This window comes from Sulfurovum indicum, from assembly GCF_014931715.1.
GTDB classification, from domain to species: Bacteria; Campylobacterota; Campylobacteria; order Campylobacterales; family Sulfurovaceae; genus Sulfurovum; species Sulfurovum indicum.
Window position 1 is genome coordinate 2,034,028 of sequence record NZ_CP063164.1, and the last position, 15,616, is coordinate 2,049,643.

Consider the following 15,616-nt stretch of genomic DNA (forward strand, 5'->3'; position numbering starts at 1 on the left):
TGAAAAAAGTTATCATTACATTTTTGTCTGACAATAGATCGCAGGCCTGTTTTTGAAATATGTTTCAGTATGCACTCCCGCTCAAAAGAGCAGGAACAAAGTTAAAAGAAGAATTAAATATCTCTTGGGTCGACGATCTTTCCGGCAATAGCACTTGCCGCAGCAACAGCTGAGTTTGCCAGATAGATTTCAGAAGTTCTCGCCCCCATACGGCCGACAAAGTTACGATTGGTTGTTGCCACACAACGCTCACCATCTCCCAAAATCCCCATGTAACCGCCAAGGCAGGCGCCGCAGGTAGGATTGGAGACGACAGCTCCTGCCTCGATAAGTGTATCAATAAGACCTTCATGCTGCGCCTGCATTAAGATCTTCTGCGTTGCAGGAGTAACGATCATACGGGTATGTCTCGCCACACGTTTGCCTTTAACGATCTCAGCTGCAATACGCAGGTCTTCCAGACGTCCGTTTGTACAGCTTCCGATCATAACCTGATCGATCCTGAGATCATCTTCTACCGCCTGCTCAACCGGTTTACCGTTAGACGGCAAGAACGGATAGGCGATCACCGGAGAGAGATTCGCCATATCAATGGTAATCTCCTGACAATAGGTTGCATCCTCGTCAGAGTAATGGATCTTCGGCTCGCTTCTTAGTCCGCCGTTCGCCTCCGCTCTTTCGTCAAGATATGCCTGACAAATCTCATCAACGGCAAAGATACCGCTTTTTGCTCCCGCTTCGATCGCCATGTTACACATGGAGAACCTGTCCGACATACCAAGGTACTGTACACCCTCCCCTGTAAATTCTATCGCTTTGTAAAGTGCGCCATCCACACCCAGAATACGTATAAGTTCAAGGATGATGTCTTTCCCGTAGATGCAATTGCCCGGTTTGCCGACAAGATTAACCTTGATAGACTCCGGTACTTTGAACCAGTTGCCTCCGGTAATGATGGAGAAAGAGATGTCTGTACTTCCCATTCCGGTAGCAAACGCTCCCAGTGCTCCGTGTGTACAGGTATGAGAGTCTGCACCTATAATCACATCACCGGGAACTACAAGCCCTTTTTCAGGAAGAAGTGCATGCTCGATTCCCATATCTTTCTCATCAAAGAAGTACTTCAAATCATGTTTATAGGCAAATTCTCTACTGATCTTCGCCTGATTGGCAGAAGCGATGTCTTTAGCCGGAATGTAGTGGTCCATCACGATTGCAAAACCATCAGGATTGGCAAGTTCCTTGGCCCCGCTCTCTTCAAATGCTTTAATAGAGATAGGCGTAGTAATATCGTTACCAATAGTCATATCGATCGGTACTCTGACAATCTCTCCCGCATAAACTTCACGTCCTGCATGTTCAGAGAAGATCTTTTCTGTAATGGTCTGTCCCATTGTATATCCTTGTATATATAATCATTAATTACGCGAATTATAGCGAAATAAAATTATGCTAGAATTTCATTCAACAAGTATACCCCTCGTTCCACGGTCTCCGTAGGAATGCCTACAGAAAGAAAAGGCTTTGGAGTTTTCTTTTTTAGCAGTTGAATTATGCATTCCCGCGCTGTATACAGGACGAGAACATTTAGGGAAAACATGAAACTTTACGAATTAAAAGCCATTGCCAAACGTCTCGGAGAATTCTCTTTCATCTCCCGCGCCAGACGCGTAGAGGACAATACCGTCGAGATCGTCTTTGACAAGCAGCACAGCTACTTTTTTAATATGACCAGAGGACACAGCGTTGTCTATAAAGCACCCAGCCAGCGTCCGCTTCAGGGCTACAACGCTCCCTTTGATACCCTGCTGCACTCACTGCTCTCCGCAGGTAGACTTCTTGAAGTGGCCGTTTGGGGAAATGACCGTATTCTCCGCTTCAAAGTCGCTCCTAAAAGTGCCTACAAGAACCAAATTATCTATCTGCAGTTGGAGTTCACCGGCAAAAATACCAATGCCATTTTGATCGATGAGAATGAGGTCATTATTGAAGCTCTCCGCCATATTGATGCAGAGAGCTCTTTCCGTATCATCCGTCCAGGTGTAGAGCTGCTCCCTGTTCCGGCTCGTGAAACTACTGCCTCAATGCTCAGCATTCAGCGCTCAGCACTTTCTTCAGATATTGATACCCTTTTGGAAAAAAAATATCGTCAGATTCAGCAACAACGTCTCAAAGAGATGAAAAAACAGAAGCTCTCCTCTACAGAAAAGAAGATCAGAAAACTCCGGAACGAACTCAGTAAACTGCCCGATCAGGCACAACTGGAAGCCGAAGCACAGACATGGCAGAATTACGGCAACCTCATTTTAGCGAACCTCTACCAGATAAAGCCCTATGATACCAAACTGAAAACATACGATTTTGAAGGCAGCGAGATCACCATCAAGCTTCCAAAACATATCAAGGTCAACCGGATGAGTGACTATTTTTTCAACCTCTCCAAACGCGCAAAGAACAAAGCAAAGAACATCCACATCGAAAAAGAGAATCTTGAGAGCAAAAAAACCTTCTATGAAAATATCTACTATGCCATAGAACAGGCAAAAGAACCTTATGAGCTTGAACTTCTCGTTCCCAAACGCGGCAAATCCCAACGTAAAAAAGAGAAGGTAAAGGAGGGGGAACTCTTCTGGATAGACGACTACAAAGTGATGGTCGGACGCAACAGTACAGAGAACCAGAAACTGCTCTCCCAGGCCAAAAGCAACGATATCTGGATGCATACACGTGACATTCCCGGCTCCCATGTCATCATACGTACAGATAAACAAAATCTGCCTGATTCCGTCATAGAAGCAGCTGCCAAACTCTGTGTGGACTTCTCAGTAAAAAGCCCGGGGGACTATCTGGTAGACTACACCAAACGGAAATTTGTCAAGATCCAGGAAGGGTCTCATGTGGAGTATAACAAATATCAGACTCTCAGTATTACCAAAGAAGGAGTTGAGATACGCATATAGGCACTTCTAACGCAAATCGTGGTATAATCATTGCTAATATGATCAAGGATAGAAAATGATAAAAATTTTTACAGACCATCAGGAGCGTTGGCTTACGGGCATCGGACTGCTCGCACTGGTTGGCTTCATCGGATGGATGGACAGTTTTTTTGTAATGTGGACATTTTTGGGAATCATCTATGTTTTTGCCTTTTATGAAGCGATGAAGCTCTTCAGGCTGGTTGGTCCTTCTGCCTATTTCTGGGCTGTTCTGCTTTGGTTTTTTGCCTATTTCTATCCCAATCCCGATGATCTTTTCTACTTTGTAGCTATCATTTTCGGAGCTTCAATCGCCTATTTCCATAATTTTGACAAACGACTGATACTCCCTTTTCTCTACCCTGTCAGCGGCATATTCTTCTTTCTTATCCTCTATAGTGACTTTGGTATTCAGGCAATGTTCTGGCTGCTTGTCACTGTGGCTCTAACAGATGTAATGGCATTCTTTACAGGAAAAGCTATCGGGAAGACCAAGTTTTCCGATACATCACCAAACAAGACACTTGAAGGGGTCATCGGCGGGGTCATCATTGCCACGGCCATCGGTACCTATGTAGGCCTCTATGTCGCCCCGGGGTGGATCGCCTTTATAGTTACACTGCTGACATCCGTTGCTTCAGTATTTGGCGACCTCTTCGAGAGCTACCTCAAACGTGAAGCAGGTGTCAAGGACAGCGGAGACCTTCTTCCCGGGCATGGTGGTATTCTCGACAGAATAGACGGCTATCTCTTCGGTGCACCTATGATGGTCATAGCTTTAAGAGCATTTTTATAATAAAGGACCCAAAGTGAGCGAAGCCCATTTTTGTCTCTTGAAAAAAACTTGCCGTTTAGACAGTTTTCTTTTCAGAAAGCTGCTAACACCGGATTTGCTTCAGCAGCAGACTGGCACAACCTGTTTTGTTTTGGATTAATCTATGTCTATTGTACTTCTTGGTTCCACCGGTTCGATCGGGGTCAACACACTCATTATCGCCCAACGCTACAACATAGAGATCGAAGCGCTCATAGCAGGAAACAACATCCGCCTGCTCAATGAACAGATCAGTCTATATAAACCCAAAATGGTTGCGATTGCCAATGCATCCGACAGGGAAAAAGTCAACCACCCCGATGTACGTATTGGTACAGAAGGAATACTCTCTGTCATTGAAGAATCTGAAAGCACCACCGTAGTCAATGCTCTGGTAGGCTACGCAGGATTGGCCCCCACCCTCAAAGCTACCGAACTTGGCAAAAAAGTTGCTCTTGCAAACAAAGAATCTCTTGTGGTTGCAGGTGAATTCATCGATATTTCGCTTATTACCCCTATCGACTCTGAGCATTTTGGACTCTGGTATCTCATGGGAGAACGTCCTTTTTCCAAACTCTATATCACGGCAAGCGGTGGTGCCTTCAGAGACTGGAAGATCAAGAAAATGAAAGATGCCACGTTTGCTGATGCCCTTAAACATCCTAACTGGTCAATGGGGAATAAGATCACCATCGATAGTGCCACCATGACAAACAAACTCTTTGAACTCCTGGAAGCAAAATGGCTCTTTGGCACATCAAAGATCGATGCAGTCATTGAAAAAAAGTCCATTATTCATGCTCTGACAGAGTTTCGAGACGGCTCCACCACTGCCCACTTTGCCGGTGTTGATATGAAACTTCCCATTGCCTTTGCACTTAGAGAGAAGGTAGAAGAGGAGATTCTCTCCCCGGTCAACCTTTTAGAGATCGGTGCACTGGAGTTCCTCCGTATCACTGCAGAACGCTATCCGATCTGGAATATCAAAGAGCATCTTTTACACCATCCCCATTTAGGTGTCGTGGTCAACGCTGCCAATGAGATCGCCATAGAGAAGTTCCAAAAAGAGCAATGCTCTTTCTTTGGCATGAGTGACCTGGTACTGGATGCCTATAAAAAGTTTGAAAATGTCAAACCGGCAAATATCAAAGAGATTATTGAGATTGACAGGGAGGTCAGAGCATATGCGACGCATATTAGTTAAGAGTGATGCGCGAAGAGTGACGCACGAAGGTATGCTTCCCCACAGAAAGCCTCTATCCTTCAATAAAAGCATTGCAAAGCAATGCATACCAACACTATTCACTATTCACTATTCACTATTCACTGATCAGGAGCCGCTATGCGCCTCCTGATCTTACATGGGTGGGGAGGCTCCGATGCACCACACTGGCAGGCGGAACTTGCCGCTGAAGTAGCCAAAAACTACGGTACAGTCTCTTTTCCACTGCTGGACAACTGCCACTTTCCCAGCAAGAACAGGTGGCTCAGACAGGTTAAAGAGATCCTTGAAGATTTTAAGCCCGATACGGTTGTCTGCCACTCATTGGCAAATACCCTCTGGTTCTGGCTTTGTGAAGAGGGTGTCACACCGATAGAGCGTCTATTTATGGTTGCACCGCCCAGTCTGCAAACAGAGGAACAGACCATCAGAACCTTCTTCCCCGCCCCAATGCCCACAGAGCTGTATGCCAAAGAAATACAGATGATCATCTCTGACAATGATCCATGGGTTGATACAGAAGAAGCAGAGACCATTGCCAAATACTACAACATCCCGCTGACCACCATCAAAAATGCCGGACATATCAATGCCGAAAGCGGGTATGGAAAGTGGGAACTGATAGAGAAACTAGTAATGAGGAATGAGCCATGAGTAACCGAAAAACAAACACACCATCCACCCCAATAACAAAAGCATTGTGGAGCCATACATACCAGCATTACGCATTACTCACTGCTCATGGCTCATTAAAAAATCTTCCAAGGAGATTTTCATGATTCTCAGTATCGAGTCCAGCTGCGACGACAGCTCAATTGCCGTTACCGAGATCAGCACAAAAAAAGTACTCTACCACAAAAAGATCTCCCAGGAGACAGAACACGCCTGTTACGGGGGAGTAGTACCCGAACTCGCTTCCAGACTGCATGCAGTAGCTCTTCCAAATATTCTTCAAGAGACGAAACCATGGTTTGACCGCCTCAAAGCAGTTGCAGTCACCAACCAGCCCGGACTGGGAGTTACCCTGCTTGAAGGGATCGCTATGGCAAAAACACTGGCAACTCTCCTGAACATCCCTCTGATCCCTGTACATCATCTCAAAGGACATATCTACTCTCTCTTTATTGCACAGGAAACCAGGCTGCCGCTTTTGGTCCTGCTGATCTCCGGTGGGCATACGATGGTACTTCGGGTGGAAAGTTTTGAAAAGATGGAAATCCTTGCCACTTCTATGGATGACAGTGTGGGAGAGAGTTTTGACAAGACAGCCAAAATGATGGGGCTGGGGTATCCCGGAGGGCCTATCATTGAATCCTTGGCAGAAGAGGGAGATGAGAACCGTTTTAACCTACCCGTACCGCTGCGAAATTCAAAACTCATCGCTTTTTCACTTTCAGGGCTCAAAAATGCTGTACGACTCGAAATAGAAAAGCTTGGCGGAGCCGACGCAATGAGCAGACAGGACAAATGTGACCTCGCCGCTTCCTTCCAGAAAGCAGTCAAACTCCACCTTCTCCAAAAAAGCAAAAAGATCTTCAAAACCGAACCAATAAAAGATTTTGCCATCGTCGGAGGTGCCTCTGCCAACCGCTACATCCGTAATGCCTATAAGATATTATGCAAAGAGTTCGGCAAAACCCTGCATGTTGCTCCACTGCAATACTGTTCTGATAATGCTGCCATGATAGGCAGATACGCCATCGATGCCTATGAAAGGGAACAGTTCATTGAGACTGCTGCCATAGATATTGTCAGTACAAAAAAACAGCAGGCAGGAACATTGCTGTAGAGACGATTCCTTGTAGCTGCCCTTATATCTTTATTGTTGCAGAGTACCCACAGGCAAAACAGACTTGTTTGTTAACTTTTTTAACAAAATTATATCAACATACCATGTAGAGTACTGTATCTCTCAGCACCGTTCAATACAAAGCCGAAACAAACATTTTTCCTATCACCGCACCGATCCTCTCAGGAGACAATACCCTACAATGCAGCATTCTCCCAAAAAACCGCCAAATGCCCACTATATCACACTTTCTGTAAGTTTATTTCGATAAAATATATATAATTTAACCCCCAGAAACGGAGTCTCAATATGGCAGAATACGGCGCAAGTAATATTAAGGTCCTTAAAGGTCTGGAAGCGGTACGGAAAAGACCGGGAATGTACATTGGTGACACCTCTACAAAAGGACTTCACCACCTGGTCTATGAAGTAGTGGACAACTCTATCGATGAAGCTATGGCTGGCTACTGTGACACCATCAAGGTCACTTTGACAAAAGAAGGTTCTGCGATCATTGAAGATAACGGTCGTGGTATTCCTGTCACTGAACACCCGACAGAGAAGATCTCTGCTGCAACGGTTGTACTTACCGTACTTCATGCCGGGGGAAAGTTTGATAAAGATACATACAAGGTTTCAGGCGGTCTGCATGGAGTTGGGGTCTCTGTTGTCAACGCTCTCTCCAAAAACCTGCACCTGACCATATTCAAAGATGGTGAGATCCATGAACAATCCTTTCAAAAAGGGATTCCGCAAGATATACTTAAAACTACCGGAACTACACGCAAAAAAGGTACCAAGATAGAGTTCTGGCCGGATGAAACGATCTTTACGGAAGGTGTTACCTTCCAGAAAGAGATCCTGATGAAACGCTTCAGGGAACTCTGTTACCTCAATCCCCGTATCACCATCGAATTCAAAGATGAACGTGACGGCACCAAAGAGAAGTACCATTTTGAAGGCGGGATCAAACAGTTCGTTGAAGATATGAATACCAAGCCGCCACTCTCCACTGCCCAGTTCTTTCAGGGAAAAATGGATGATATAGAGATCGATATTGCCCTGATGTACTGCGATGCGGACTCTGAAAAATCACTCTCGTTTGTAAACAACATCAAAACCCCTGACGGAGGTACCCATGAAGCAGGCTTCAGAGCAGGCTTGACCCGTTCACTCTCCTCTTATATCTCAAAAAATGCTTCTGCCAAAGAGAAAGGGGTAAAGATCACCGGGGATGACTGTAAAGAGGGGCTTATCGCCATTGTTTCCGTACGTGTCCCGGAACCACAGTTCGAAGGACAGACCAAAGGGAAACTTGGATCAAGCTATGTCCGTCCGTTGGTACAGAAATTCTTTACCGAACAGTTCAATAAATATCTTGAAGAGAATCCTATTGAAGCCAAAGCCATCATGGCACAGGTACTTCTGGCGGCACGTGGACGTGACGCGGCAAAAAGAGCCAAGGACCTTGTCAAGCGTAAAGACTCCATGAGTGTGGGAACACTCCCTGGGAAACTGGCTGATTGCCAGAGCAAGGATCCGGAGATCTCGGAGATCTATCTAGTCGAAGGTGACTCAGCAGGCGGTTCTGCAAAACAGGGACGGGACAGAGTTTTTCAGGCTATTTTACCGCTGAAGGGGAAGATCCTCAATGTCGAGAAAGCAAGACTTGAGAAGATACTCAAATCTGATGAGATCAAGAACATGATTACTGCACTCGGATGCGGGATCGGTGATGAGTTCGATGAAGAGAAACTCCGTTACCACAAGATCATTATCATGACCGATGCCGATGTCGACGGTTCACATATCCAAACCCTTTTAATGACTTTCTTCTTCAGGTTCCTTCAGCCAATTATAGAAAAAGGGTATCTGTACCTGGCACAGCCGCCGCTTTACCGTTACAAAAAAGGGAAAAATGAAACCTATCTCAAAGATGACAAAGCACTCAACGACTTCCTTATAGAGAACGGTATTTCAGCTATAGAAAGCGAAACTATGGGTCAAAATGACCTCATTGACCTCTTCAAGCTGGTTGCCTATTACAAAATGACCCTCAAAGAGATCGAAAAACGCTTTGCCCTCCTTGAGGTACTCCGTTATATGATCGAACATCCCGATGTTGTAGGTACCGACAACAAGACACTGGCAGGAACACTTGAGAAGTACATTTCTGATCTCGGATACAATATTCTTAACAAGACCATTACCGAAGAGAAGCTGCACTACTTCGTACAGACCAAGGACGGACTTGAAGAGTTGATCGTTGATGATGTTCTCTTTACCAACCCCCATTACAACGAGGCGATCCATATCTACCAGAAGATCAAAGAGCATATTACTGATGAATTTAAAGATAAAGATCTGCTTGCTCTCTTTGAAGAAGTAGAAGCCAGTGCCAAAAAGGGTGCTTATATCCAGCGATACAAAGGTCTGGGGGAGATGAACCCTGAACAGCTCTGGGAGACAACTATGACCCCGGAGAACAGACGTCTGCTTCAAGTAAGAATCCACGACATAGAAGAGGCAAGTGAAACCTTTACTCTCTTTATGGGTGATGAGGTAGAACCAAGAAGAAACTACATCGAAAGCCATGCAAAAGATGTAAAACACCTGGATGTCTAATGCTTCTTTCTGAACTTGAAGAGCGGGAACGCCGATTTAAACTTGCACTGCGTGCAGGCATCCCTCTTCTTCTTCTTATCTCCCTTGTTTTTTACAGTACCCTTTTTAGAGAAAAACACGTTTCTTTAGGTATTGAAATAATAGTTCTTTTTGGAAGCCTGCTTTTTATTACTGTGTATTTTATCTATTTTCTAATGGAGCTTAGTGTCAAAGAGAGTCTGCTAGATCAGACTACACAGGGCTTCAATGAAAGAGCTTTTGTCGAAAAACTAAAAAGCTATCAACCCAAAACACTGGTTATGCTGATCATCAAAAACCTCTCTACCATCAATGAAAACTACAGTACAGAAGAGGTCAATGACTTACTCTATACCTTTACACACAAGCTTAACGATACACTGCAAACAGAAGGCCTCTCCAAAGCACTTATCGCAAGACGTTACGGGGCAGAGTTCCTTATCGCTATCGATCAGAACGGCAGAGATATAGAGAAGATATTTAAGACATTCATTGAAAAAAACCACCTCATTGATCAGATTGAAGTTGATTATGCCTTTGCCGCCATTACCAATACCGCTGATGATTTGGAAAAAGATCTGCTACACCTTAAAGACCTTATAGCTATCCAGTCCAAAAACAGCGATACAACTAGGCTTGAGAGTACTATCAAGGACTCCAGAGAACTATCAGAAATAGAAGAATCGATTCTCTTTGCATTGAAAAAAAAGGACCTTGTTCTCTCTTTTAGACCTTTGCTTAATACCAAAACAGAAGAGATTGATATTTATGAGATCTCAGTAAAACTGAGATCTGCTGACAGGGGAGAAATCCTTCCCAGAACCTATCTTCCAATCATCAACAGACTCGGACTGGGAAGAGAGTATGATATGGCACTCTTTCAACATGTACTGAAACTATTGCCGCTGGTTGACGATGCCATCTCGCTCTCCTTTAATCTCTCCCCTTTCTCACTAAGAGATAAAACCTTTCAGAGGGAATACTTTCACCAGCTTGATCAGAGCAAAGTCGATCCTAAACGCCTGATAATTGAACTTTATGAGAGAAAAACACACCATAATCTCAGTGGTTATCTTAAAACTCTCGATCAATTCCGGGCAAAAGGGGTACGTATTGCCATTGATAACTTTGGCTCTTCCAATGCTTCTATGGAGTATATGAAACATTTCCATTTTGACATTGTACAGTTTGACAGGGACTATGTCACCAAACTTGAAGACAAGAACACTTATGCGATGCTCAATTCACTTATTCAAATGGCTAACGAGCTTAATATCATAACAGTAGCCAAATGGGTTGATAAGCCGGAGCAAAAAAAGAAACTTATCCAAATGGGTATCGATTACCTACAGGGGTTTGGCATTGCCAAAGCTGTTACAGAGTACGAACTCATTAAAACTTATAACTAAAGGATTATTATGAAATATGGTGAAAAAGAGATACGCGAATTTGATATTAATGCCGAAGAGAACTTCTGGCCGAACAAACATGAAAAGAACTATACCATCAATATCGAACTTCCCGAATTTATGTGTCTGTGCCCCCGTTCAGGCTACCCCGACTTTGCAACCATCAAACTCTCTTACGTACCGGATAAGACCGTTATAGAACTCAAGGCACTCAAGCTCTACATTAACTCGTTCATGTTCCGCTACATATCTCATGAAAACTCTGCGAACGAGATCTTTGATACACTCTATAAAAAACTGCAACCACGATCGATGAAACTTATCGCAGACTATAATCCTAGAGGAAATGTACATACGGTCATTGAGATTGATTCGGAAAAAATGTAAAATATGACATTATGACATTATTTTAACTCAAAATCCAAAATAAAGCTATCATACGATTATTCCATTTAAAGGAGCACTATGATAGCCTTTATCGATGTCATGCATCGTGTACGTGAAGTTCTTATGCTTCAGACACAACAACCCAGGATACGAGACAGGGATATCGCCTATGCATTAGGTTTGGAACCGCAATATTTTGCTGTTATCAAACGGCGCAACAAGATCCCCTATGAAGCGCTAGCCTACTTTTGTAAAAAATACCATATCAGTATGAACTGGGTTCTTTTGGCACAAACACCATGCCATCTGCCTACATCCTGATAAAAAGGAGATAGCGTTTCATCTCCTCATTCTTTCCAAAACCAATAATCTCCATGTCGTTATACTGTGTATTTACATCTATTCTAAGCTCGTACATCATCTTATCCATATCCAGTATCAGAAGTTGCGGGATAAGCTCTCCAATTGTCACTCTCCTGTTACTTCCATCTATTTTAAATACAAGCTGCCTACTTTCATCATCTAAACGAAACAGATTAAGATAGGCTTCTCCTACATAAATCAACTTCGAAGGATCGGTCTTTTCCTCCCTCAAGAGCCCTGCCATAAGTTCATACTCCTCTGCATTGGCGATTGATTCTCTGATATCTTCTATAAGATCGATAATAACCTTCATACTATTCCCTAATTCTTGTAATGCAGTATTATAGTGTAAAAGTATTGGATTTCAATTTGTTGTTTTGCAAATGGTTTTTAATTCTTGAAATAGTTAAGAGTTTTATTGGATTGTATTCAGGTTTGAATATTTGGGTAAAGGAGCTTACTGTAGTAAGTGACTGCATCCATCTTTCAAAGATGGATGCGAATCAACGAAAAGATTAACTATTTCTCTTTTCGATGATCTCTTTGGCTACATTCGCCGGAACTTCTTCATAGTGATCAAATTCCATTGCATATGTCGCACGACCTTGTGTCATAGAACGAAGGTCCGTAGAGTAACCGAACATTTCAGAGAGTGGAACAAATGCATTAACGATCTTGTTACCTGCTCTGTCATCCATACCTGTAACATTACCTCTACGCTTGGCAACATCACCGATAACATCTCCCATGAACTCTTCAGGAACTTCAACTTCAACTTTCATCATTGGCTCAAGGATAACCGGGTTAGCCTCTTTTGCACCTTCACGGAATCCCATAGAACCTGCAAGTTTAAATGCCATCTCAGAAGAGTCAACATCATGGTAAGAACCATCATAAAGTGTTACTTTGACATCCTCTACAGGGTAACCTGCCTGAATACCTCTTTGCATAGCTTCCTGGATACCTTTATCAACAGGTCCGATGAATTCTTTTGGAATAACCCCACCTTTGATCTCATCAACAAACTCATATCCGCTACCTGGCTCAAGCGGCTCGATCTTGAGATAAACGTGACCGAACTGTCCACGACCACCAGACTGTTTTGCATATTTGTACTCTTTTTGAACCGGTTTTCTGATCGTTTCACGGTAAGCAACCTGAGGAGCACCAACTTCTGCTTCAACTTTGAATTCTCTTTTCATACGGTCGACGATGATCTCGAGGTGAAGTTCACCCATACCGGAGATAATAGTCTGACCGGACTCTTCGTCTGTAGATACACGGAAAGATGGATCTTCTGCAGCAAGTTTACCAAGTGCGATACCCATTTTTTCCTGGTCAGCTTTTGTTTTCGGTTCAACAGCAACAGAGATAACCGGATCCGGGAAATCCATTCTTTCAAGTACCACTTTGTCCTTTTCCGAACAGAGTGTATCACCAGTCGTTGTATTCTTAAGACCAACAACCGCACCGATCTCACCAGCATAGATCTCAGAAACCTCTTCTCTTTTGATCGCATGCATTTTCATGATACGACCAACACGCTCTTTTTTACCCTTGGTAGAGTTAAGTACATAAGAACCTGACTGCAAAGAACCTCTGTAAACACGGATAAATGTCAACTGTCCAACAAACGGGTCAGTCATAATTTTAAATGCAAGTGATGCGAATTCACCGTCATCGGTAGACTCTACTGTCACTTCTGTATCCGGATCATCCATCAATGTACCTTTGATCGCTGGTGCTTCTACAGGAGAAGGAAGGTAGTCGACAACTGCGTCAAGCAGTGTCTGTACACCTTTATTCTTGAATGCTGTACCACAAGTCATCGGAACAATATGCATATTGATCGTTGCATCTTTAAGACCCTTCATGATCTCTTCAGTGGTAAGCTCTTCTCCTTCCATATATTTTTCCATAAGCTCTTCGTTACCGTCAACAGAAGAGATCTCTTCGATCATTTTCTCTCTGTACTCTTCAGCAATCTCTTGAAGTTCTTCACGGATATCCTGCTCATGGTATGCTGAACCCATTGCAGCATCTTCGTCCCATACGATCTCTTTCATTTTAACAAGGTCGACTACACCTTCAAAGTTCTCTTCTGCACCGATAGGAAGCTGGAAAGGAACCGGATTCCCTTTAAGTCTTTCACGAATCTGTCTCTCAACTTCGTAGAAGTCTGCACCGGTTCTGTCCATTTTGTTAACGAAAACGATAGATGGTACACCATATCTGTTTCTTTGTCTCCAAACTGTTTCAGATTGTGGCTGAACCCCACCAACCGCACAGAATACAGAAACCGCACCGTCAAGTACTCTCATTGAACGCTCAACTTCGATAGTGAAGTCAACGTGGCCCGGAGTGTCAATAATATTGATCTGCTTTCCTCTCCACTCACATGTGGTTGCCGCAGAAGTAATGGTAATACCACGCTCCTGCTCCTGCTCCATCCAGTCCATGGTTGCAGCACCATCGTGAACCTCACCAATCTTATGCTCAACACCTGTATAGAAAAGAATTCTTTCTGTTGTTGTCGTTTTCCCTGCATCGATGTGTGCAGCAATACCAATGTTTCTTACATCTTCAAGTTTATGACTTCTAGGCATACTTTACTTCCTTACCATCTGTAGTGAGCAAATGCTTTATTCGCTTCTGCCATTTTGTATGTGTCTTCTTTCTTTTTGAAAGCAGCACCTTTCTCAGTTGCAGCATCCATAAGCTCATTGCTTAGACGCTCCATCATTGTTCTTTCATTTCTTTTTCTTGCTGCATCAACGATCCATCTGATACCGAGTGATTGTTGTCTTACAGGTCTGACTTCGATAGGCACCTGATAAGTAGCACCACCGACACGTCTACTTTTAACTTCCATAACAGGTTTTACATTGTCCATTGCTTTGTTAAAGACTTCAATCGCCTTCTCACCTGTTTTCGATTCAATTCTCTCAAGCGCAGAGTAAACAACTTTTTGCGCAACACTTTTTTTACCATCAAGCATTACAGCGTTGATGAATTTTGTCAATACTTTAGAACCGTATACTGGATCTGGCAATACCGGTCTGACGGGAGCTTTTCTTCTTCTCATTATTCTTTCCTTATCTTCAATTAATTATGACGCATCTAAAGCTAAGCTTCATCTGCTACGCTGACGCTGTGTCAACTTCAGCAGTTGGCTCTCGCGGTTAGCCGCTCTTCATTACGTCAATGTAATTTACTCAAGTATCATCCCCGAAGGTCTATCGATGAATACCTGCTCAAGCTCATTACTAAGCTAAACTCAACCTATCTGTTTCACGCTGCCGTGACAACTTCACTTAAATCCGGAGGATTTAAATTACTTAGGTCTCTTAGTTCCGTATTTGGATCTTGCAACTTTTCTGTTGGCAACACCGGAAGCATCAAGTGCACCACGAACGATGTGATACTTAACCCCTGGTAAATCCTTTACCCTACCACCACGTACAAGTACGATAGAGTGTTCTTGAAGGTTGTGACCTTCACCACCGATATATGAAATAACCTCATATCCTGATGTCAATCTTACTTTCGCTACTTTTCTCAAAGCAGAGTTTGGTTTTTTAGGAGTCGTTGTATATACTCTTGTACATACCCCTCTTCTTTGAGGACAACTCTCAAGCGCTGGTGATTTAGACTTTTTGATCACCTTTTTACGTTCTTTACGAATCAATTGGTTAATTGTTGGCAAATCGTTTCCTTTCTAATATTGTTTTTACTCTTTTATAGAGTGAATTGAATCTGGCTGTTACACCATATATAAATACTGGAGATCACACAAGTACTCATATATGGTGTAAAATAACTGGTCCTTACACTACCAGAGGGCATTTCATACAGCTGTCCAAGGCTGAAGTAAACCTGAGTTGATACAATTTTTGAGACTTCTTCCAAAGATACTCTCATACCATGAGCTCTCTCTTCACTATGCAAGAACAGTCAATAAACCGCTTTCAAATAGCACTGCAGATAGAAAAATGGATGTGTATTATATCG

14 protein-coding genes are annotated in these 15,616 nt (G+C 43.3%); 9 read left to right on the forward strand and 5 right to left on the reverse strand.

Going from position 1 to position 15,616, the window contains the following annotated elements:
* Window positions 1-113: 113 nt before the first annotated feature.
* Window positions 114-1,394: a 3-isopropylmalate dehydratase large subunit gene (locus IMZ28_RS10075; protein ID WP_197548471.1), complete on the reverse strand. Its 1,281-nt coding sequence runs from the start codon at window positions 1,392-1,394 to the stop codon at window positions 114-116.
* 204 nt (window positions 1,395-1,598) lie between these two features.
* Between IMZ28_RS10075 and IMZ28_RS10080 the strand changes: the two genes are divergently transcribed.
* From IMZ28_RS10080 to IMZ28_RS10120, 9 genes are all read left to right on the forward strand, one after another.
* Window positions 1,599-2,960 carry an NFACT RNA binding domain-containing protein gene (locus tag IMZ28_RS10080; RefSeq protein WP_197548472.1) on the forward strand — a complete coding sequence of 454 codons (1,362 nt, stop codon included), beginning with the start codon at window positions 1,599-1,601 and terminating at the stop codon, window positions 2,958-2,960.
* A 55-nt stretch (window positions 2,961-3,015) separates the two neighbouring features.
* Entirely contained in the window at window positions 3,016-3,774 is a 759-nt protein-coding gene (locus tag IMZ28_RS10085) for a phosphatidate cytidylyltransferase (protein WP_197548473.1), read from the forward strand.
* Between the two features lie 148 nt (window positions 3,775-3,922).
* Window positions 3,923-4,996, forward strand: coding sequence for a 1-deoxy-D-xylulose-5-phosphate reductoisomerase (gene dxr, locus IMZ28_RS10090; protein WP_197549853.1), 1,074 nt, complete (start codon window positions 3,923-3,925; stop codon window positions 4,994-4,996).
* Between the two features lie 138 nt (window positions 4,997-5,134).
* Complete coding sequence (locus tag IMZ28_RS10095; protein ID WP_197548474.1) at window positions 5,135-5,668, forward strand: RBBP9/YdeN family alpha/beta hydrolase; 534 nt, start codon at window positions 5,135-5,137, stop codon at window positions 5,666-5,668.
* 121 nt (window positions 5,669-5,789) lie between these two features.
* Window positions 5,790-6,803, forward strand: a complete 1,014-nt coding sequence (tsaD, locus tag IMZ28_RS10100; protein WP_197548475.1) for a tRNA (adenosine(37)-N6)-threonylcarbamoyltransferase complex transferase subunit TsaD — start codon at window positions 5,790-5,792, stop codon at window positions 6,801-6,803.
* A gap of 309 nt (window positions 6,804-7,112) precedes the next feature.
* The gene (gyrB, locus tag IMZ28_RS10105) at window positions 7,113-9,428 is read left to right on the forward strand and encodes a DNA topoisomerase (ATP-hydrolyzing) subunit B (protein WP_197548476.1); all 2,316 of its coding nucleotides are present in this window, start codon (window positions 7,113-7,115) and stop codon (window positions 9,426-9,428) included.
* Window positions 9,428-10,855: an EAL domain-containing protein gene (locus tag IMZ28_RS10110; RefSeq protein WP_197548477.1), complete on the forward strand. Its 1,428-nt coding sequence runs from the start codon at window positions 9,428-9,430 to the stop codon at window positions 10,853-10,855. The genes gyrB and IMZ28_RS10110 overlap by 1 nt, the downstream gene beginning before the upstream one ends.
* A gap of 9 nt (window positions 10,856-10,864) precedes the next feature.
* Entirely contained in the window at window positions 10,865-11,242 is a 378-nt protein-coding gene (gene queF / locus IMZ28_RS10115) for a preQ(1) synthase (protein ID WP_197548478.1), read from the forward strand.
* A 78-nt stretch (window positions 11,243-11,320) separates the two neighbouring features.
* Window positions 11,321-11,563 (forward strand): hypothetical protein, encoded by a 243-nt coding sequence (locus tag IMZ28_RS10120; protein ID WP_197548479.1) that lies wholly within the window; start codon window positions 11,321-11,323, stop codon window positions 11,561-11,563.
* Here the strand turns inward: IMZ28_RS10120 and IMZ28_RS10125 are convergent.
* The 4 genes from IMZ28_RS10125 to rpsL all read right to left on the reverse strand — a co-directional run bounded on the left by IMZ28_RS10125 (window position 11,553) and on the right by rpsL (window position 15,311).
* Window positions 11,553-11,918, reverse strand: coding sequence for a hypothetical protein (locus tag IMZ28_RS10125; RefSeq protein WP_197548480.1), 366 nt, complete (start codon window positions 11,916-11,918; stop codon window positions 11,553-11,555). The genes IMZ28_RS10120 and IMZ28_RS10125 overlap by 11 nt on opposite strands.
* 202 nt (window positions 11,919-12,120) lie before the next feature.
* Window positions 12,121-14,211 (reverse strand): elongation factor G, encoded by a 2,091-nt coding sequence (fusA, locus tag IMZ28_RS10130; RefSeq protein WP_197548481.1) that lies wholly within the window; start codon window positions 14,209-14,211, stop codon window positions 12,121-12,123.
* Between the two features lie 11 nt (window positions 14,212-14,222).
* Window positions 14,223-14,690 (reverse strand): 30S ribosomal protein S7, encoded by a 468-nt coding sequence (rpsG, locus tag IMZ28_RS10135; RefSeq protein ID WP_197548482.1) that lies wholly within the window; start codon window positions 14,688-14,690, stop codon window positions 14,223-14,225.
* A 249-nt stretch (window positions 14,691-14,939) separates the two neighbouring features.
* On the reverse strand, window positions 14,940-15,311 hold the full coding sequence (gene rpsL / locus IMZ28_RS10140; protein WP_197548483.1) for a 30S ribosomal protein S12: 372 nt from the start codon (window positions 15,309-15,311) through the stop codon (window positions 14,940-14,942).
* Between the last annotated feature and the right edge of the window lie 305 nt (window positions 15,312-15,616).